The organism is Methanosphaera cuniculi (assembly GCF_003149675.1).
GTDB lineage: Archaea > Methanobacteriota > Methanobacteria > Methanobacteriales > Methanobacteriaceae > Methanosphaera > Methanosphaera cuniculi.
Window position 1 is genome coordinate 1 of record NZ_LWMS01000011.1, and the last position, 21,907, is coordinate 21,907.

Below are 21,907 nucleotides of genomic sequence, written 5' to 3' on the forward strand. Positions count from 1 at the left end.
ATAATATATTATATAATTAGATTAATATTAATACTTAAAAAATATTATTAAGAAAATATTTTTTTTTAGAAGTATGACTATTATTAATTAGTAAAAATAATTATAAAAAAACAAAGAAAAGTATAAAAAAAAGTTTTTTTTTATTTTACACAAGGAAAAATAAGTATTTTTAAATCTAAATAAAAAAAAAGATACCTACTCTTTGGATAAAAAAAGATTCTTTGGAGAAATTATTATGCGAATAAGTATGTCTCTTCCAAATAAACTACTCACTGAATTTGATGATGTATTACGTGATAGGGGATATCAATCCAGATCAAAAGGAATACGTGATGCTCTAAAAGATTATATTCTCAGATATCAGTGGATGAATGACATGGAAGGAGAACGTGTAGGAGTTCTAGCAGTTATATATGACCATCACTATGTAGGTGTAATGGAAGCAATGACTGACATACAACATGACTACATGAAACAGATAAATGCAAGTTTACACATTCACATGAATGAGAAATATTGCCTGGAAGTAATAATTGTAAAAGGTGATGTTAAAAAAATACGTGAATTAACCGAAAAGCTAATGAGACTTAAAGGTGTAGAACACGTAAAATTAACAAGTGCAGGAACAAGCAACCTTGATCAATTACATGAAGATGAAGAAGAATAAAAAAATAAGATAAAAAATTTTACACAAGAAAAAAAAATAATATACCCACATAAAAAAAAATAAATAATAAGATGTAAAATTAATTATTTAATCTTTAATTCATTAGTTATAAAAAGAAAGCTTATACTTATAATCTAAATAATAATTCTAAATTAAACTTTCCTTTTTATTTTAAAAATTATAGAAAGAAAAGTTATTAATAAAAACTACTATTTTTTTCTCAAATTATATAACTGAAATTATAAAACTAAAATACATTATAAAATAATACTATTTTTTTTTATAACCCTAAACTTTAGGAATAGATTTTATTTTTATATTTGTTATTACAAAACTATCTTATAATGACATACTATGATGATTTAGTTAATGATAAAAAACGAGTTAACATATTTAAAGATGCTATAATGAATGAAAGTTATGGTATTGTATATGATCTTGGAACAGGTTCTGGAATTCTTGCAACTTTTGCATCACAAAAAGCTGATAAAGTATATGCAATAGAAGTAAATCCACTAATTTTAAAACATACAAAAAAAAATCTTAAAAACTATCCTAATGTTAAACTAATAAATACAGATGCAACCTGCTATAAATTAGATCCAAAGCCTGATGTAGTAATATGTGAAATGCTTGATACAGCATTAATTGATGAAGAACAAGTACCTGTAATAAACAATGCTATAAAATATAAAAAGCCAACTACAATCTTCATACCAAAAGCAGTAGAAAACATGATAGAACTAATAACAACAAACATCAACCACATAACATACTATGAAGATAATCATCCAGAAATAAAAATACTATCTGATAAAAAAACATATAACACAATAGAATTTAACAACACAATAAATCCATGCATAAATAAAAATATCATCATAAAAGTAAAAAATGATGGACTTCTTAATGCAATAAAACTCACAACAAACACAATACTAAATGACACACTAAGCATAGGACCTACACCAATGCTAAATCCACCACTACTAATACCACTAAATCAACAAAAAAATGTAAAAAAGAATGAAAAAATAGAAATACAACTAAAATATAAAATGGGAGGTGGCTTAAATACCATACAAGCAAATATCCTGTAACATAAAACAATTTCTAGATAACTATGATAAACTCCTAATACTCACAATAGGAAATCCTCTAAGAGGAGATGATGGACTAGGACCATTACTATCTGAAAAATTATATGAAAAACTAGTAAATATAACAGATAAAAACACAGATAACATCTACCTACTAAACTGTGAAACAACACCAGAAAATGATACAAGTACAATACGACAATTAAAACCGTCACATATAATAATAGTAGATGCAGTAGAATTTGACACAACACCTGGGGAAATTATAATAATCGATAAAAAACAAATTGATGAATTTAATGTATCAACACACTCAATGCCAATATCTTTCCTAATAAACTATATAGAAAAAACAATAGGAAGCAAAGTAATGATAATAGGAATACAACCTGAAGAAATGTTACTCATAAATAAAATATCAACACCAGTAAAAGAGAGTGTAGAAACACTATCAAACATAATAACCGAAAACATATAAAAAATGGGGAGTTAGAAGATAATATGAAAATACTATTTATAGGATCAAGATTATTTGATGATGTAGCATGGTATCTAAAAGAAAACAACATCACATCAATAATAACAGAATCAAATGAAAATGCAGCAAACTTAGAACTTGCAGATAAACAATACATAGTAAAACGGGGAATGGATGAACCCATGCAAATAGCAATAAAAGAAGATGTAGATGCAATAATACCATTAATAGGAATAGATCCACCACTCATAGATGTAGGTGCAATGAAAGATAAACTCGAAAAAGAAAATAATATACCAGTAATAGCAGCAAATCATAAACTAGCAACACTAGCAGCAGATAAATATGAAACCAAAAAACTACTAGAAAAAAACCAGATAAAAACACCACACTATGAACAAATAACTCCAACTTATAACCTGGAAGATCTATATGATAATCTGCCAAAAGTACTTAAAACACCAGATGGACAAGGAGGAATAGGTGTAAAAATAGCATTAACACCTGAAGATTGTGATGAATTCATAGAATCAAAAACAAACATCTTCACAGAAGACTACATAGAAGGATATGAAACATCAATAGAAGTACTAAGATATAACAACCAAACCATACCACTAACACCAGTATATAAGGGAATCACAACACTAAAAGGAACACATCCACTAGCAAAAATAAAACAAGCACCACTAAAAATAGATAACATAGATAATAATCAACATAATAGTGAAATACGAAACTTAGCCCAAAAAATAGCAGATCTCATAGATCTAACAGGAACAATGGACATAGATATACTACATGATACAACCAAAAATGAAGACTACACAATAGAACTAAACACAAGACCAAGTGGAACACGATATATGACAGCAGCAACAACAGATATCTATCCACTATGTCAACTAGTAGACATGGCATCCGGCAAATGGAGTGCTAAAAATGTAAAAAAACAAATGAAAAACTATGTATCAACAGAAATACCAGTAGGAGACTTCCCAGAAGATAAATTTGAGGAAAGAAAATACTTCACAGATAAAAACTCATACATCGTACATGGACCAAAACACTATCAACGCGTAACAATAAGAGCTGAAAACTATGATAAACTAAATGACCTTACATATGAACTAATACCAGAATATGCAAAACAACACAACATAAACTTCAAACAATAAAAACTTATAACCTCCTTTATTATTTTCTTATTTTTTTTTTAAATTATAACAAAAAATATTAGATATAATTTTATAATAATTATTAATAATTTTTTTCTTTCTTTTTCTTTTCATTCTCTTTTTTTTATTTTAATTCACATTACTTATTTTAATGTTAAGTTAAAAATATTTAGTTAGATATAATGGAATTTATATTTTTTTTTATAAATTAATTTAAAGGGAGGGCTAATTTAGGTGATAGGTCAAGTCGATATACTCATTTTTATATTAACTATTATTGCAACAGCTGTTTTTACTGCTGCTGTAAGACGTGGTTTGCTTGTAGCTGATATTCGGGATAATCCTATTATTTCAGAACATCGTCAAAAGAGTGGTACACCTACTATGGGTGGTTTTGGTATGCTCTTAGGTGTAGCTTTTATGGCTATGATTTTATTTCAGATAAATGCTAGTAGCTATCTTATTATTGTTGTTCTTCTCATGCTTGTTGCTGGTATTTTTGGTATGTTTGATGATTTACTTGGTTTTAAGGTAAAAGAGTACCAGAAAGTTGTACGTAATGATGGAGAAGAACCTGTACAGATAGGATTATTAACACTTGCTCCTGGAGAGGAGGCAAGAATTGCATCAGAGAAGGCTAAAGCTGATTATGCAGAGATTGTGGAAACTGAACATAAGCTTACTTTAATTGATGAAATTCCAATTAAAAGTGAGACTTCAGAGTCTGAGAAGATTATTACACAAATTGTAGTAGCTTGTTTTTTAATTCTTCCTGGTGTTTTATCAAGTAATATTAGTGGTTTTAATATTGGAATTTGGATGATACCTCTTGCTATTTTTGCAATTGTTGGATCTATTAATTCTGTTAATCTTATTGATGGAATGGATGGTCTTGCAGCTGGTATTATTGCTATTGCATCTGTTGCATCAGCAATTTATGCAAGTGTCATAACAGGTAGTGTGGCTTCACTTCCATTTGTTGTAATTGCAGGTGCAGCTGTTGGATTCCTTGTTCTTAACCATTACCCAGCTAAGATTTTCATGGGAGATACTGGTTCTTATGCTCTTGGTGCAGGTTATATGGCAGCAGCACTTCTTGGAAATACTTTTATATTTTCAATTATAGCACTTGCTGTACCTATTGTATCTGTAATAATAAGTTTACTTCACAGAGCTCATATTATCACATTACCAGTTGAACCATTACATCATACATTAAACTATCATGGAATGTCTGAACAGAAAATTATATTATTATATTGGGCAATTACATTTGTTGTCTCAATTATAGCACTATTCATATTTGGTGTAATATAATATAGCTACAAAAAAAAATAAAATAGTATATATAAAAAAAATGAAAATTTAAAGGAAAATCAAATAAAAGAAAAAATTTAGTATTATGTAAGGAGGATTTAAAATAACAATGCAAAAAACAAACTCAATTTATGCATCCGAACTTGCCCAGAAGATTGATGGAAAACTATATGGACCTGATAAACTATTAAGTGGACATTACACGTACTTAAATCGTGCAGAAGCTGGTGATATAGTAATCAGACACTGGATAAATGATAAAGGTATCAAAATTGCAAAAGATAAGGAAATTTCATGTGTTATTACACAAAATCCTCATGAAGATGCAGTGAATGTAGCTAAAGAATTAGACTTTTGTTTAATTGTAACAGACTATATTGAATATGCAACAGCATATGCACTAAATCAAACAGTGAAAAAATATGCAAATGATTCAATAAAGATTGCTACAACTGGAACAAATGGTAAATCTACCACCACTCATCTTCTTTATACTATTTTTTCAGATTTAGGATTTAAAACATATACAAATACAGATGCTGAATCTGAGGGTAATACACTTATTGATCCTAAAGTTGCATCAGAACTACCAGAATTTTATAATGAAAATAATGGTCTTGATGTTATCACACTTGAAGTATCAGAAATTCAAGGATGGGATGATAGAATCATGGAAAATCATGCCTATGAAATGATAAGTGCACTTGATGCTGATGTTACAATAATAACAAATGCATCAATGGATCATATTAATCTACTTAGATCATTTGATCATTTACTTGAAGAAATAAGTGGAGCTGCACGTGCAATAAATTATGTTGATAAAAGTTCACTTCTCATACTCAATTATGAGGATAAAAATATTGCAAAGATGAGTGAAATTGTAGAAAATAATTCAAATGTAGATGTAATGTATTTTGGAAACTATGATGATGATGATAGATTATTATCTGTAAGTTATAAGCCAAAAGTAGGAATATATGTAGCAGATGAACTTTACATAAAATATGATGATCTTCCATTTACATCAATGCATTTTATCCAAGATATTATGGCAGCAATTTGTGTATGTGTATATTATAACTTAGATCACAAAAAGGTAGTAAAATCACTTAAAAACTACAAACCACTTGCACGAAGATTTATTAAACTTCGAGAAAATCCTGTGATTATTGATGATTTTGCACATAATCCATCAGGAATAAAACTTACAATAGAAAATGGATATGACTTAGGCGAAAATGTATATATTGTTGATGCAATACGTGGAAGTCGTGGTGATGATATAAACCGTGAAATAGCTGAAGCATTAGCAGAAACACTAAAAAATCGTAGTAACTATACACTTTATATTACATCAAGTATAGATGTAGTAGATCATCTAAACTGGGTTGAACCATCAGAATTTAATATATTTGAAGAAACATTAAATCGTGAAGGTATAAAATATACATTTATTGAAAAACTTGAAGATACTCTTATAAAAGTAGTAGATGAAGCAGGTGATGATGATGTGATATTACTTCTTGGAGCTCAGGGAATGGATCCTGCTAGTGGAATACTAACAAAGCATGATCTAATATAATATTTTTTTTTATTTAAACACCCCTTTTTTTTTTAATTAAAATCTTTTTTTTAAATACATTACTCATTTTTTTTATAGATATTATAAAATCCTATTAATAAATAGACATACTCGACTTTTTTTTCTTAATTGTATTTATACAAAAAATAATAAAAATAAATAATTAGTAAGAAGTAAAGAAAAATACTAATTTAATTTTTTTTTATATAATAATAAATAATCTAGATAAAAAAAAAGAAATAATAATTTACTAAAAAAAATATGAAAGGAGTGTGTTGTAAAACAATGTTTAAATCATGTCTAGTAGTGGGTGCAGGAAATGCAGGACGTCCCGTAGCAAGATTACTAAATCATCAAGGAGTAGATGTAACAATATCAGATGCAAAAACATTTGATGAATTTACAACAAGACGACAGGGAAGACTAAAAGTCCTAGAAGATGAAGGAATCACACTTAAACTTGGAGAAAAACAGCCAAAAGTAGATGAATATGATGCAGTATATCTAGCACCAACAATACCAGAAACTGCACCAATATATCAACAAATAAAAGATCAACAAAAAATAATTATAACACGTAAAACAATTAGTGACATTGTAAATAACATACTAACAATGGATAAAATAGGAATAACAGGGTCTTTTGGAAAAACAACAACAACAGATATGCTAACACATATATTTAAAGCAGCAGGATATAAAGTATATCAATGCTCATCAATGAAATGGAATCTGGTAAGTGAAGCAATAGTAGATGACATTATAAAAGGTGAATATAAGGGTGCTGATATTGCAATAGTTGAACTACCACATGGAACACTAGGACTACTTGGAGAATTAGACCTTAAAATAGGAGTACTAACTAACCTAAGACCAGAACACTTATGTGAATTTGGTGGATCAATGCAAAAATATGTAGATCGTAAAGCATGTATTCTACCTGCAAGTCAAACACTTGTTGCAAACTCACAATGTGGAGATCTACTAACATATAAAAGAGATGACACAATATACTTCAACTTTGAAGATCAAGAAGAACTTGATCTTGAAAAATATAAACCAGTATACATAGGACTAATTGATGATGATGGAAATTATCATATACAAATAGATACTCATGATGAAATATCAGACTATGAAGTAGATATAGATACAGTAGCATACTACACTTATGAAAACCTAACTGCAGCAATAGCAGCAAGTATGACATATGGACTAACCATAGATGATGTAAAACGTGGAATATCCAACTTCACAGGTGTTGGTGGACGTATGGAATATCTAGGTAAATTTAATGGAGTAGATGCTTATTATGATGCATCATATGGAGATCAAAGTGTACGCCAAGCACTTGAAGCAATCAAAGATGAAAATCTAATAATATTATATGATAATGTAGATTCAACTACCATTCGTGATAAAAAAGAAAGTGGACGTACAATTGGTGATTATGCAAATATTGTAATAGCATCAGGATATGTGGAAGTTACAAACACACTAGATATGGATTCTGCATTAGAATTACTTGGTGCAATAGAAAATGATGATGTAGTAAAACTAGCAGTATGCACAGTAGATGAAGCAGCAGAACTAGCAATGAAATATGCAAAACCAGGAGATATCATAGTACACCTAGGACCTGATGCATCAAACTCATATGAACAAGCAAAAACACGAATGTTAAAAGGACTAAATGAGGGAAGCAAAAGATATGACAACCAATGATACTAAAAAAAATATAGATATAAATGAAGATACAGTATTTGGAGTAATAGGTGTATGTGGAATAAATGGAAATCTAATAAGTCGAATACTAATGGATCATGGATACAAAGTAATAGCTAATGATATGGTAAATCCTGAAGATTGTAGATTTAAATCAGCACTAAAAGATTATCCTGATATGGAAATATACTATGGAGGAGTACCTGAATCATTCTTTGAAAAATCAGATTATATAGTACTACCAATGGCTTTAATTGAATCAAAATCAATGTTATATCAAAAAGTAAAAAAATATAACATACCAATACTAACACCAGAAGATATATGTGATATGTTTATGCCAGCACATCCTGTAATATGTATAACAGGAACAAATGGAAAAACAACTACAGTAGCAATGCTAAAAAATATAGTATATAAATCAGGATTAAAACCATGTGAACATAATCTTGATAATCTACAAGGAAATGCAGCAGATATACCAGCACTTCAATCAAGACTTAAAGGAGATCTTAACATACTTGAAACAGGTACATTTGGAGTAACAGGAAGTCTTAAAAAACTTGCAGAACCATGTCATCCTGATGTTGGAATTATAACAAATATAACACCAGATCATCTTGATAAAAATGAAAGATTTCTTGATTATGCAATGGTTAAAGGTGAACTTATCGAATTACTTCGTGGTAAAAAACTCATAGTAAATAATGATGATCCAACAATTAAAGCATTACTTGATAAACTTGACTATGTAGGTGAAGTTATAACATATGGACTTGAAACTAACCCAGTATCAAAATCAACAAAACAATGCTTCTGTGGAAATAATGCAGTAGTTGATGAATATATTGCAGGTGTAGGAGTATATTCATGTAAATGTGGAATAGAATACCAAAAACCAGACTTCCTTGCATTTAATATTAATGATGAACATAATGCATTTGATCTTAAAACACCAGATAATAAGATAATGCACTTTGAACTATCAGTAAATGGACTACATAATATTTATAATGCAACAGCAGCAATTGTTTGTGCACTTAAAATATTACAACTAGACTATGATACAATTTATCAAGGAGTTAAGGAATTTAATGGTGTAGATGGACGTATGCAAACTATTGGAAAAATAGCAGATAAAACTATTATGGTAGATTATGCACATAATCCGGCAGGAATTTCAACAGTACTAGCAGAACTTAAAAATATGTATGATGTTGTTGTTGATGTAATTACAACATCATCAGAATCAGGTATAAAAGGAGATCATGAAATACTAGAAAATGCACTTAAACATGCAGATTATGTAATACCAGCATCAAATAATGCATATGATTGTGCAAAAGAAGCACTTGATAATAAAATTGGAATAAATCAAATTATACTACCTGAATATCTTCCACAAGGTGAAAAGATTGGAACACTTGGTGCTTCAAAAGATCAAGTAAAAGCAGGATTATACACTGCATTATCTTTAGCTAATAAGAATGTTGATCTTATAGTACTTACAGGTGAAGCTGCATATAAATTTGAAGAAACATTAAAAGATGAAATTCATTCATTTAAATAAGTAATCTTTAAATTAAATACATCACACCTTTTTTTCCTATTTTTTTTATATTTAATATTAAAATTATATACTATAAATTTTAAACATATATGTAGATAATCTTTAAAAAGTTAAATGATAATAAAACTACATAAGTTTATTTAAATACATCAAAAACTTTTTTTTTAATGGAATTTTATTTTTCTATTATCCCCTAAAAAAGAGTTAATGTTGAAATAAAATATTTTTTTTAGTTCAAAATTTAGCTTTTTAATTTATAAAATAAAAGAAAAAATATATACTATAAAAAAAAGGAATAATAGTTTTTATATTTTTTTTTGGGATTATAAGAAAATTAGAGGTGAAATTTTTGTTTATAAAAGTTAGAAAAGATACCTTAATTATCTTAATTTTAGCATTTATCTTAATTTTATCAGGACGTGCAATGAGTTATGTTGCATTTGCCTCATCTGATCATTCAGGTGATGATGTACCAATATCTGGTATCATGGTAAAAGGTAATGATATTATATCTACATCTACAATTAAGGCAAATGTTGAAGCAGCAGGTTTCAGATCTACAAGTTATATTGATGGTAACACTCTTGTTACTACTCAAAGACAATTACTTCTGTCGGATGCAAAACAGAATGCCGCGGAAATGGTAAAAAAATCAACTATACCTGGTACATCAATTGCTCCTATTAATGCTGTTGATGTTCAAGTTGATACAAAAACAGGAAATGTGATTGTAACAGTTGTTGAGGATTTCTCAATTTTACAGAAAAATGTTACAAACATAACAACTAATAATACAACAAGTACTGTTAATGGTACAGGGCATTAAAATAATGAGAATATAGGAGAATTTAATATTATGAATAGGTCTAAGTTTTCAAAAATAGCATTATTTTTAATAGTTGTTATGATATTTTCAACTACAGCTTCAGCAACAATGAACGTAGCTGTTATAACAGATCCTACAGGTAAGGATCCTAATGGATGTGCTGCTGGAAGCCAGTCATTTGCACCTAACATGTTCCAGTCAACATTTATATTTTCACAAGAACATAAAATGGCACTACTATCTGGGGGTGAAGGTACATCAGATGTTCGTGTAGCAGCTATTATTAAGGCTCTTACAGAACTTCAAAATAATGGTACTCCAGAACAGGTTGTAAGTGTAGCATCAGGTTATCCTGGTATTCGTCTTATGGCAGTAAATCCAACAGAAGGTATTGCTGTAGGTGGAGATTTTGATGTTTATGTTGTAACTGTAGATAATAGTAGTAAAATTACAGTTCAAGCAGCAAGTGGGGGAATAGCAAAAGTACCACCTGGTACAAAAGGAGCAATAATACACCTTCGTAACTCTGAAGGAAACCCTAAAGCTGGAACTGCATCTACAGTAAGACTTCAAACAGCTATGAATATTGGAAAAATGATACGTGATGGTTATCCTGCAACAGAAATTGTAGCACAAGCCTTTGGTGAAGTTGCACGTGATTCTGGAGAAGATCATGGTGGTGGTGCTATAAATCTTGTATCAGGTGTATCAACTGGTGATATGTTTACACCAGAACAGTTAAATGATGTGGGATATGAGATGGAAAAACCATACAGTAAAGTAAGTGACAATGGTTGGAGTGTAGGTTATCCTGAAGCTGAGAACTATCAAGTATCTCCAATTGATGGAAGTCCACTTGATGTTGTATATGCATATGAAGCACTTGGAAATACAATAACAGTATCTAATGATAATCCAACAGTATCAGCATATGGTAGTGAAGAGAAAGGTATCTCTGAAGCTACAAGTAGTGTTGTAACAACTGCTGTTAAAAAAAATGGATATGATCCTGTTAAAATAGCACAAGCTGTAAATCGTGCTATTAGTATTGGTAGTATTGTGGGTGTTGAGTATGTTGATGCATCAGATATTAACGTACGTGAAAATATTAAAGCTGTAGGTGTATATTATACTGCAGCTCCTAATGGTAAAAGTGCACCAGTATGGAATTTACCAATAGATTCTAGTATCTTTGATATTCTTGGTAATGTTCAAACTGTAATTGGTGTACTATTAATACTACTAGCTGTCTTTAGAAGTACTCTTATTAAGTCATACTTCAGACGTAGATAGAAATGGGAAAATTATTAAAAGTGGAAAAAAAATAATAGTACTTTTTTTTCACATTTCTTTTTCTTTTTTATAAAATCTTTTTTTTTATTATTTTTAGATAAACAACTTAATTTTAAATGAATTACATTTTTTTTTTATGACTATTTTTTTTTAATTTAAATACTTAATAGAACATATGATATAATAACATACTTAATTATTTTATAAAATCAAAATGGAGGCAGATGTTCATGGCATTTATATTAATCAGAGCAATGAATAAGAAAAAAGCATTAAACAGTCTAGCAGATATAGAAAGACATGGGAAACTCACAATAATTGGAAAACCAAAACAAATAAGCATAAAAAAAGCATACACTCTTACTAAAAGAATTCTTAAAAAAGAACCACGTGGGGACATTAAAGTTGCTGTTCTTGTAAAAGTTAAAGAATCAACAACAGAAAGTATTATGAACTTAAGAAAAATACATCCTCCAGCACATCTAATTGTGATAAGTGAAGAATATCCAGAATATGACGTAATGTGTGAAGAATTTAAAAAAGCAAAAATATTTGATGGATATTACTCATCTAAAAATAAGTCAAATAGTAAAGATAAAAAATAGTTTTTTTTTAAATATTAAATATAGGTATAAAAAGTAGTTATTTTAAAAAAGATGTAAGAAAGTAGTAGTTCAATTTATTTATATATTAGAAAAATATTATTTACTACTTCTTCTTTTTTTTTGGATGTTATTCTTTTTTTTTATGATCTTTTAATTTTTGCAATATCTCCAATTGTTGCTTCACGGAAACGACGTTGATCTTGGAATTCACGTTCGTCACTTTCTAGTTTTTCAATAATTTTTATGTTTAAAGCTTTTTCAAGTTTACGTGCTGTTTTTGTATCTGGAACCATTTTACCAGATTCAATATGTGCAATTACTGATTCTCTTTCATAGAGTTTTTCACCAAGCTGTTTTTGTGTAAGATGTTTTCTCTCACGTGCTTGTCTTATAACTTTTTCATAATCATCAATAAGTTCATATTCATCTCTTGGACGTTTTGTATATGTTCTTGGTTGTTGACGATTATTTTGGTTTGAACGTCCTCGAGTTTTACCTTTTCCTCTTCTTTGATTATTATTTTGGGGAGCATTTTGAACTTTACCATAACTTGAACATTCTTTACATGTTATCATTACAGAGTTATCAATTTTTGTTTTATAAGGTTGACCTTTAATTTCCATTCCACAAATTTCACAGTTCATTTCTATTCACTTAATAAATTTTTTTCTTATATACTCTATTTTTATTTACATTCTTATTTATATTATTTATTAAAAAACTAATTTCTACTAACTTATAATATTATTAAACACCTTATTTTAGAAAGATTATATTATTTTTATTTTATATAATTAAAGAGATTTACTTCTTAATAATTTATATAAAAGTAAAATATTTTTTAATTAATTTTTTTTTCGATTGAAAATAATAAAAGTGATAACTTTATGAAATTCAATAATTCTAAGTTTTTATTAATTGGATTATTGTTCTATCATTATTAATATGTCTTGGATTCAATCAATGCAGCAACAAACAATATGAATACAGATACAAACACACAAAACATAAACATACATGATAATAACATACAAGATAACTATGAAATAGAACAACAAACAACAAAAAAAGCACAAAAGATAGTGAAATACCAAATATGAAAAAATTGAAAATAAAAACAAAAAAAATAACAATGCAACAAAATATGGTGGAGTAAACTACAATCTTGGAAATGTAATCTTATATAAAATATAAAGACATTTTAAATCAATTTAAGTTAAGATTAATATGTTAGAATAATTATGATAAACTTTAGTAAAATCAATCTAATTTTTTATAAAGCTACATAAAAACATATATAATAAAAGATTTTAAAATTATATATTGTAGAAATGTTAAATAATTTAAATACAAAAAGTAATAAAAATATAATTTAAATAAGAAAAAAAATAATTTAATAAAAAAAATTAATCAAATCACCATAAAAAAAACTATTTTAAGGGAGGGTTACAATAATGGATGAAAACCAATATACTGACAAATCAATAGATGAAATAGTCAATGAACAAAAACAGGTACAAACAGATGAAGAAATAGAAGTTCAAACACCTGAAGTTGAAATCGCTGATGATGAATTAACACCAGAAGACCTAGAATTAATGAGTATGCAGAAAAAACATGAAGTAATGGAAAGAAATCTCACATGGGAAATACGTAAACTTGAAAAAGACAAAGTAATCCTAGAAAATGAAAACTTAAGACTAGATAGGGAAGTAAAATCACTTAAAAATGAAATAAGCAGATTTAGAACACCACCACTAGTACTTGCAACAGTATCAGAACTACTTGGAAATAATGAAGCCGTAGTAAAAAGCTCAACAGGACCATCATTTTTACTAAAATACTCAGATAAAGATGCAAACAAAATGGAAATTGGATCACGTGTAGCATTAAACCAACAAACATTTAGTATTGTAGATGTAATAACATCAGAAAAAGATCCACTAGTATCAAGTATGGAAATTGAAGAAAAACCAGATGTAACATATGAAAACATTGGAGGACTAGAAGATCAAATACGTGAAACCATAGAAACAGTAGAACTTCCACTTAAAAACCCGGAAATATTCGAAAAAGTGGGAATTACACCTCCAAAAGGAGTGCTATTCTATGGTTCTCCTGGTACTGGTAAAACACTACTTGCAAAAGCAGTAGCAAATGAAACAAATGCAACATTCATAAAAATAGTAGCATCAGAATTTGTTAAAAAATACATCGGAGAAGGATCACGTCTAGTTCGTGGAGTATTTGAACTTGCAAAAGAAAAAGCACCAGCAATAATATTCATAGATGAAATAGATGCAATAGCAGGAAAAAGACTTCAAAGCTCAACAAGTGGAGATCGTGAAGTACAAAGAACACTCATGCAACTACTTGCTGAAATGGATGGATTTGAATCACGAGGAGATATTGGAATAATAGCAGCAACAAACAGACCTGACATTCTTGATCCAGCATTACTACGTCCAGGACGATTTGACCGTATAATAGAAGTTCCTGTACCAGATGAAGAAGGTAAATATGAAATTCTAAAAATCCACACAAAAAACATGTCACTTACAGCAGATGTAGATCTTCAAGATATAGCACGTAAAGCTAAAAATGCATCAGGAGCAGATCTTAAAGCAATCTGTACAGAAGCAGGTATGTTTGCAATACGTGATGGAAATACTGAAGTATCACAAGAAAACTTCAACCAAGCAATAGAAAAAGTATTAAATAAACACAACAAACAACAAGCTGAAGAAACAGTAATGTTTGTATAAGTATAAAACTTTAAACCATCAAACTTTAACCTTCTTTTAATTATTATTTTTTTTCCTTTAATAGTGGAAAAAATAATTTGAAAAAAGAGTTGAAGATTAAAAAATAATAGAGCTTAAAATAAATATAATAAATATTAGTCGATGATGAACCCTATGAGCTCTGAAATATATGATGAATGATGGGCGATCTGAGACTAATTTTTCAATAAAAAAAATGATAATACTTTTTTTCTATATTCTAACCACCCATTAATTAACTTTTAATAAAAAAACTATTTTTTATACTAAGATTTTATTTTTAAAATAAGAATATTACTAATTTTTTCTAAAAAAAGAGATGAATTAATAAAAGAGGGGAGGGGAAAGTAATATTATTCAATATTATAGTACTTCTTTAAGCTCATCAATTGAACGTACGATAGGATATTTTTCTATTCCTTCAATTACTGGTCTTTTAACTAGAACTACTGGTATTTTAAGATCTAATGCTGCATTAATTTTTTCTTCTGCTCCTCCACTTTCACCACTTTCTTTGGTAAGCATTACTTTTATGTTGTATTCTTTCATTAATGCTTTGTTAAATTCTTCTGAGTATGTTCCTTGCATTGCTACAATATTACTTGCATTTATTCCTGTTTCTTGGGTTTTTGTTATACTAAATACATTTGGTAGTACTCGTACTATTACCTGTTTTGGATCAATTACATCTACTATTTTTGGTAGTGTTGTTACTCCTGCAAGATGCATTAGTTTTGATTCATTATCACCTAGTAGTTCTAATGCTTTATGTGCTCCTTCTTCAAATGATGCTACTTCATGTATTAAGTCTGATTCTGGTAGTTTGGTTGATGTGCGTTCATATCTTATGTAGTTTATATTAGCTTCTTTTGTACTTTCTATTGCAGTTTCTGTTGCTATTTGTGCAAATGGGTGTGTTGTGTCAATTAGTGTATCTATTTTATTTTCTAATATTACATCAATGAAGTCTTCTTTTCTTAGTGCTTTTGCTATTACTTTATCAGCACCTGCATTTTCTGCTATTTTTGCTCCATAATCTGTTACTGTTGTTGCAAGAATATAGTTTTCATCATCAACTTCTTTAAGATATTTTATTACTTTTGTTGAATCTGATGTACCGGACATTACCATGTATCTCATTATATCACCTTTGTATATTTTTAATGTTTTCTATGTAGAAGTTTTAATACTTATTTGAAATTCATTTTAAAAGTAATTTATAATTATTTTTTTTATGTATAAAATTCTTTTAATACTACTATAATCATTTATTATTTTAATATGTTAATAATAATTACGAATATAAAAAAAAGGATAAAAAAAAGATGGTGGTTAAAGGGTATTTAAATTATATTGTTTTCAAAGCGTCTTATTATTTGTTCTGCAATTAGTACTGTAAATGCAACTACTACAATAAGTATCCATGATGTTAGTGGTATTGCTGTTGTTCTAAATATTGGTTGTAGGAATGGTAAGTAGATTGCACATAGTTGTAGTATGAATGATCCTATTACTGCTATTATAAGTGTTTTATTTTTCTTATTACTTTTTGATCTGCAGTTAAATACATTAAATAACTGGTATACTACAAATACTGTGAATGCTATAGTACTTGCAACAAGATGTGTTGTTCCAATTGATATTTCATATAAGTATAATCCTAGTGTTCCTAGTCCCATTATGATTCCAATTAGTGTTATGTGTGTTAGGTTGTCTTTTGATAGGATGTTTTCATCACTTGGTGGTATGTTCATGATGTTTTCATCAGATCCTTCCATTCCTAGTGATTGTGCTGGTGGTCCATCCATTATTATGTTTATACAGAGAAGTTGTATTGGATTAAATGGTAGTGGTATTGCTAGTATTGATGAAAGTAATATTGTAAATATTGCTGCTATGTTTGTTGATAGCTGATATTTTATGAATCTTTTAATATTTGAATATATTGTACGTCCTTCCTCTACTGCATAGATAATAGTTGAGAAGTTATCATCTTGTAATACCATATCACTTGATTCTTTTGCTACATCTGTTCCTGATCCCATTGCAACTCCAATATCTGCTGCTGTTAGTGCTGGTGCATCATTTATTCCATCTCCAGTCATTGATACAACTTCACCATTTGCTTCTACTGCTTTTACAATGCGAACTTTTTGTTCTGGAAATACTCGTGCAAATACATTGGTATTTACTATTTTTTCTTGTAGTTCATCATCTGATAGTTTTTTAAGTTCTGATCCTGTTATTACATTTTCTGGATTTTTAATTCCAACAAGTTTTGCTATTGCACTTGCTGTGTTTTTATGGTCACCTGTGATCATTTTAACATTTATACCAGCATTGTTACATGTTTGTATTGCATGTTTTACATTTTCTCGTGGTGGATCCATCATTCCTATTATTCCAACAAATGTAAGGTCACATTCAAGTTCTTCTATGCTTTGATCTTGGTAGTTATCTATTTTTTTGTATGCTAGAAGTAGTACTCGTAGTGCATCATTTGTGTATGATGTTATCTTATTTTGTATTTCATTTTTTGTATTTTCATCAAGTTTGATTATTTTTCCATTGTTATCTATGTATGTACACATGTTTAGTAGAAGTTCTGGTGCTCCTTTAATTAGAATGTAGTCATCATCATTTATTTTGTTGATTGTTGCCATTCTCTTTCGTATACTATCAAGTGGTATTTCATTTAATCGAGTTGTATTTGTATTTTTGAAATTGTTTTCATATGCAAATTCAAGTGCTGCTATATCTGTTGGATCACCAATTTTTTTATCACCATCAATACGTGCATTATTACATAATGCTGATATCATATAACCCATATTAGGATTTGTAAGATATGATTTTGTTACAGTTAATTGATTTTTTGTTAGAGTTCCTGTTTTATCTGTACATATTACAGAACATGATCCTAGTGTTTCAACAGCTAATAGTTTTCGTATGATAACATTGTTTTTTGCCATCTTCTGCATACCAAGTGCTAGTGTTAATGTAAGAATAGCAGGAAGTCCTTCTGGTATTGCAGCAACAGCAAGTGATACTGCTGTCATAAATGTTTCAGCAAGTGGTATTCCTTGAAGTAATTCAAGTATTACAATTATTACACATATTACAATTGAAAGAAGTCCTAGCATTTTACCAAGTTTAGCTATTTTAATTTCAAGAGGTGTTTTTGATTTATCATCATGTTGGATCATTGATGCAATTTTACCAATTTCTGTATCCATTCCAGTTGCAATTACTGCTCCTTTTGCTCGTCCCATGCTTATAAATGTATCCATAAATGCAATATTAGAATGTGAGTTATCATCATCTGCTTTTGAATATTTTTTTATTGGAAGTGATTCACCAGTAAGTGCTGATTCATCAATTTTAACTTCATATTCTTCAATAATTCTCATATCTGCAGGTACACAGTCTCCTTCTTCAAGTACTACTATATCACCTACTACTATGTCTTCAGCATTTATTTGTTGTTGTTTACCATCACGTATTACTATTGCTGTGTTTTTAGTGATTGATTTAAGTTTTTGCATTGCATTTTCTGCTTTGTTTTCCTGGCTATATCCTAGGTATGCATTTAGTATTACTACAAAAAAGATTACTCCACTATCTAGCATATCTCCTATTAAGGCTGATACTATTGCTGCTAGAATTAGTAGTATCATTAAAGGTTCGCTAAATTGTGTTAGAAACTTTTTAAGATTTGAATCTTTTTTTTCTTCTTTAAGTACGTTTTTACCATTTTTTTCTAGACGAATATTTGCCTCATTTGTACTTAGTCCATTTGTTGTTGTTTCTAGTTTTTTAAGTACTGTTGTTTCATCTATTTCTTCCCATTTTGTCATTAAATCCCTCTTTTGTAGTGGTATAATGAAAGTCGTTTATAGTTTTTGAGTTTTAGTTTATTTTTGTATTTAAGGTTTATTTCTTCTGTAAATAATGGTTTTATTATGATATCTGTATTATATTTATTTGCTAAGTTCATTATGTCAGGTTGTAGTTCTTCAGGTGGTCGTATTGCATAGATTAAATCACAATTTTCATAGATTGAATCTGTTGGTTGTGTTATATCATCATATATTACTGTTTCATTTTTTGGATGTATGTCAATGAGTTTTATTTTGGTATCTGGTAGTTTTTCTTTTAGTAGTTGTGCTGGTGTTAGTATTGCTCCTACTCCTACTTCCACTATTTTTTTAGCATCTGGGTAATTTTGACTTATGTAGTCTGTGAAGTCATCCCATATTTGTGTCATTATATATCATATTCCTTAAGTTTTATTTTTTTTTACTATATTTTTTTCATTAATTTGATTAAAATTTATATATTTTTTAATATGTTTATAATAATGATTTTAAAAAATAGATTTTTTCTTTTTTTTATGCTATTATATTTCTATGTTTTAAATTATTTAAAGTAATATTATTTTTTATAATAAATGATAAGTTATTTTTTTTAGGTGTAGAATATACATGTTTTTTTTAACTTATATATTTTCTAAGAGTTCTTCCTTTTTTTTAAGATAAAATTTAATATTAATCATTAAATAAAAGTAGATAATAGAATTATAAGAATAATAAAAAAAAATATTTTTTTCTTTTTTATATTAGGAGTTGTAAGGTAAATGATTATCCGTGATTTTAAGCCTACAGATTTAGATGAAGTTATAAGAATTGAGTATGAAAGTTTCTCAGAACCTTATCCTATTGATATTATTATGAGATTATATGAAGCTGGTGCTGGTTTTCTTGTAGCTGAAATATCATCAAATATAGTAGGTTATATTATTTTCTGGATAAAAGATGGTATTGGTCATATTATTGTCATTGCAATAGATTCAAATTTCCGTGGTATGCAGATAGGTACATTATTATTACAACGTGCTATTGAAATATTCTATGTAAATGATATATGTGATGTAAAGCTTGAAGTTAAAAAGTCAAATATACGAGCAATACATTTTTATCAACAAAATGGTTTTAGACAAATTGCTGAGGAAGATAAATATTATTCTGATGGTGAAACTGCCATTATCATGCTTCATAAGTATGAGAAGAAAAATACATAAAAACACTTTTTCAACTTTTACATACTTTTTTTTACAGCATTCTTTTATATATGTAACTTTTTTTTTAATATAAATTTCTATTTTTTACCGTTACTTTTTTTTAGTATTAGATACTATATATTAATATTAGAAATGAACACTTATTAAAATTTTAAAAAAATATAAAAAATATAATAATTAATCAATTTATTTTAGCTGTTAGTTTCTATAAAATTTTTATTATTAAAATACAAATGTTATATTTTTTATTAAGACGAAAGAATATCAAATACTATTTTAAATATAAATATAAATTATCTTACTAACTTTAGGTATGAAAGATTTTATAAAACAAGGCTAAAATTAATTATACAAATTTTATCATTTTTTTTATTACTTTAGAAATTTTAATAAAATAAGAACGATAAAAAGAACGATTCATTTTATACAAAAATAAAAAACGTAGAATATGATATTTTTTTTTTGAAAAATATTATAGAAAAAAAAGTAATACAAATAATAAAAAATCGGGGTTTTAAATTTGGTAAAAACTGCAAAATTAGCATTAGAAGACGGTACAATACTAAAAGGAGAAGGCTTTGGTGCTGAATGTATAAAAACAGGAGAGTTAGTATTTTCCACAGCAATGGTAGGATATGTAGAAGCACTAACAGATCCATCATTTAAAGGACAAATACTAATGTCAACATATCCTCTAGAAGGAAACTATGGAGTATCATCAGAATGGTATCAATCAGATGATATAAAAACTGAAGCATATGTTGTACGTCAATTATGTGATGAACCATATCATCCAAAATCTGAAAAAACACTATCAGAATTTCTAGAAGAAAATGAAGTACCAGGAATAAGTAATATTGATACAAGAGCATTAACACTTAAAATACGTGAAGCTGGATCAATGAAAGCAGCAGTAGCAAATGCTGAAATATCAGATGAAGAACTACTAGAATTAGTACGTAAACAACCTGGAATTGAAGAATTAAATCTAGTTGATAAAGTATCAGTAAAACAACCAAAACAAATCAATGAAAGATGTGAATATAACATAGCAATACTAGATTGTGGAGTAAAGAAAAACATCATAGATAACCTAGTAGAACGTAACGTTGGAGTAACACTACTACCATCAAACACATCATTTGATGATATAATGAAACTTGATGTTGATGGAGTACTAATATCAAGTGGACCTGGAAATCCAGAAAATGTAGAAAAAATACAAGATACAATAAAACAACTTGCAGAAGTAATGCCAGTTGCAGGAATATGTCTAGGACAACAAATCATAGCATTAACATATGGTGCTGATATCTATAAAATGAAATTTGGACACAGAGGATTAAACCAGCCAGTACAAGATCTAGAAACAAAAACAGTATACATGACATCACAAAATCACAGCTTTGCAATAGATGAAAACTCAATAAATGATACAGACCTTGAAATAACACAAATAAATCTAAATGACCAAACACCAGAAGCAATAAAACACACAAAACTACCTGTATTTGGAATACAATATCACCCAGAAGCAGGACCTGGACCAAATGATTCAAAAACATTCTTTGATGACTTCATAGAAACTGTGAAAACATATCAAAAATAATGGGAAAAAAATAGAGAATTTAAAAGAAATAAAAATATTAAGAAAAAAAGGACATAATATAAAAAAAAATTTTTGGGGAGTAAGAATAAAA

Annotated in this window: 19 protein-coding genes; 15 read left to right on the forward strand and 4 right to left on the reverse strand. The window is 28.2% G+C overall.

Going from position 1 to position 21,907, the window contains the following annotated elements; translation table 11 throughout:
- The first annotated feature begins 235 nt into the window (after window positions 1-235).
- The 11 genes from nikR to MSCUN_RS02560 all read left to right on the forward strand — a co-directional run bounded on the left by nikR (window position 236) and on the right by MSCUN_RS02560 (window position 12,344).
- Window positions 236-667 (forward strand): nickel-responsive transcriptional regulator NikR, encoded by a 432-nt coding sequence (nikR, locus tag MSCUN_RS02510; RefSeq protein ID WP_180738355.1) that lies wholly within the window; start codon window positions 236-238, stop codon window positions 665-667.
- 344 nt (window positions 668-1,011) lie between these two features.
- On the forward strand, window positions 1,012-1,767 hold the full coding sequence (locus MSCUN_RS02515; RefSeq protein WP_146192106.1) for a methyltransferase domain-containing protein: 756 nt from the start codon (window positions 1,012-1,014) through the stop codon (window positions 1,765-1,767).
- Window positions 1,768-1,813: 46 nt separating this feature from the next.
- Window positions 1,814-2,245, forward strand: coding sequence for a hydrogenase maturation peptidase HycI (gene hycI / locus MSCUN_RS02520; RefSeq protein ID WP_245837675.1), 432 nt, complete (start codon window positions 1,814-1,816; stop codon window positions 2,243-2,245).
- 23 nt (window positions 2,246-2,268) lie between these two features.
- Window positions 2,269-3,423 carry an ATP-grasp domain-containing protein gene (locus MSCUN_RS02525; RefSeq protein ID WP_095609205.1) on the forward strand — a complete coding sequence of 385 codons (1,155 nt, stop codon included), beginning with the start codon at window positions 2,269-2,271 and terminating at the stop codon, window positions 3,421-3,423.
- A gap of 234 nt (window positions 3,424-3,657) precedes the next feature.
- A complete protein-coding gene (locus tag MSCUN_RS02530) occupies window positions 3,658-4,740 on the forward strand; it encodes a glycosyltransferase family 4 protein (RefSeq protein ID WP_095609204.1) in 1,083 nt (360 codons plus the stop codon).
- A 109-nt stretch (window positions 4,741-4,849) separates the two neighbouring features.
- Complete coding sequence (locus tag MSCUN_RS02535) at window positions 4,850-6,325, forward strand: Mur ligase family protein (protein ID WP_095609203.1); 1,476 nt, start codon at window positions 4,850-4,852, stop codon at window positions 6,323-6,325.
- A 285-nt stretch (window positions 6,326-6,610) separates the two neighbouring features.
- Window positions 6,611-8,050 carry a Mur ligase family protein gene (locus MSCUN_RS02540; protein WP_170103999.1) on the forward strand — a complete coding sequence of 480 codons (1,440 nt, stop codon included), beginning with the start codon at window positions 6,611-6,613 and terminating at the stop codon, window positions 8,048-8,050.
- On the forward strand, window positions 8,037-9,620 hold the full coding sequence (locus MSCUN_RS02545) for a Mur ligase family protein (RefSeq protein ID WP_170104001.1): 1,584 nt from the start codon (window positions 8,037-8,039) through the stop codon (window positions 9,618-9,620). Before MSCUN_RS02540 ends, MSCUN_RS02545 begins: the two co-directional genes overlap by 14 nt.
- 349 nt (window positions 9,621-9,969) lie before the next feature.
- Complete coding sequence (locus MSCUN_RS02550) at window positions 9,970-10,446, forward strand: hypothetical protein (RefSeq protein WP_095609200.1); 477 nt, start codon at window positions 9,970-9,972, stop codon at window positions 10,444-10,446.
- A 78-nt stretch (window positions 10,447-10,524) separates the two neighbouring features.
- Window positions 10,525-11,739 (forward strand): hypothetical protein, encoded by a 1,215-nt coding sequence (locus tag MSCUN_RS02555; RefSeq protein WP_095609244.1) that lies wholly within the window; start codon window positions 10,525-10,527, stop codon window positions 11,737-11,739.
- Between the two features lie 230 nt (window positions 11,740-11,969).
- Window positions 11,970-12,344, forward strand: coding sequence for a DUF356 domain-containing protein (locus tag MSCUN_RS02560; protein ID WP_095609199.1), 375 nt, complete (start codon window positions 11,970-11,972; stop codon window positions 12,342-12,344).
- Window positions 12,345-12,484: 140 nt separating this feature from the next.
- Here the strand turns inward: MSCUN_RS02560 and MSCUN_RS02565 are convergent, their stop codons facing one another.
- Window positions 12,485-12,988: a multiprotein bridging factor aMBF1 gene (locus MSCUN_RS02565; RefSeq protein WP_095609198.1), complete on the reverse strand. Its 504-nt coding sequence runs from the start codon at window positions 12,986-12,988 to the stop codon at window positions 12,485-12,487.
- 306 nt (window positions 12,989-13,294) lie between these two features.
- On the opposite strand from MSCUN_RS02565, the gene MSCUN_RS08270 reads away from it, so the two are divergent.
- Together MSCUN_RS08270 and MSCUN_RS02570 are read left to right on the forward strand one after the other, a co-directional pair.
- On the forward strand, window positions 13,295-13,444 hold the full coding sequence (locus tag MSCUN_RS08270; protein WP_170104003.1) for a hypothetical protein: 150 nt from the start codon (window positions 13,295-13,297) through the stop codon (window positions 13,442-13,444).
- A gap of 498 nt (window positions 13,445-13,942) precedes the next feature.
- Entirely contained in the window at window positions 13,943-15,109 is a 1,167-nt protein-coding gene (locus MSCUN_RS02570) for a proteasome-activating nucleotidase (protein WP_095609243.1), read from the forward strand.
- A 381-nt stretch (window positions 15,110-15,490) separates the two neighbouring features.
- On the opposite strand, the gene cobK is transcribed toward MSCUN_RS02570, so the two are convergent.
- From cobK to MSCUN_RS02585, 3 genes are all read right to left on the reverse strand, one after another.
- Window positions 15,491-16,267: a precorrin-6A reductase gene (gene cobK, locus MSCUN_RS02575; protein ID WP_095609197.1), complete on the reverse strand. Its 777-nt coding sequence runs from the start codon at window positions 16,265-16,267 to the stop codon at window positions 15,491-15,493.
- Between the two features lie 203 nt (window positions 16,268-16,470).
- On the reverse strand, window positions 16,471-18,984 hold the full coding sequence (locus tag MSCUN_RS02580) for a cation-translocating P-type ATPase (RefSeq protein WP_095609196.1): 2,514 nt from the start codon (window positions 18,982-18,984) through the stop codon (window positions 16,471-16,473).
- A complete protein-coding gene (locus tag MSCUN_RS02585; RefSeq protein ID WP_245837673.1) occupies window positions 18,984-19,394 on the reverse strand; it encodes a UPF0146 family protein in 411 nt (136 codons plus the stop codon). Before MSCUN_RS02585 ends, MSCUN_RS02580 begins: the two co-directional genes overlap by 1 nt.
- A gap of 369 nt (window positions 19,395-19,763) precedes the next feature.
- Between MSCUN_RS02585 and rimI the strand changes: the two genes are divergently transcribed.
- Window positions 19,764-20,207 (forward strand): ribosomal protein S18-alanine N-acetyltransferase, encoded by a 444-nt coding sequence (gene rimI, locus MSCUN_RS02590; RefSeq protein WP_095609195.1) that lies wholly within the window; start codon window positions 19,764-19,766, stop codon window positions 20,205-20,207.
- Window positions 20,208-20,727: 520 nt separating this feature from the next.
- Window positions 20,728-21,816 (forward strand): glutamine-hydrolyzing carbamoyl-phosphate synthase small subunit, encoded by a 1,089-nt coding sequence (gene carA, locus MSCUN_RS02595; RefSeq protein ID WP_095609194.1) that lies wholly within the window; start codon window positions 20,728-20,730, stop codon window positions 21,814-21,816.
- Window positions 21,817-21,907: the final 91 nt, after the last annotated feature.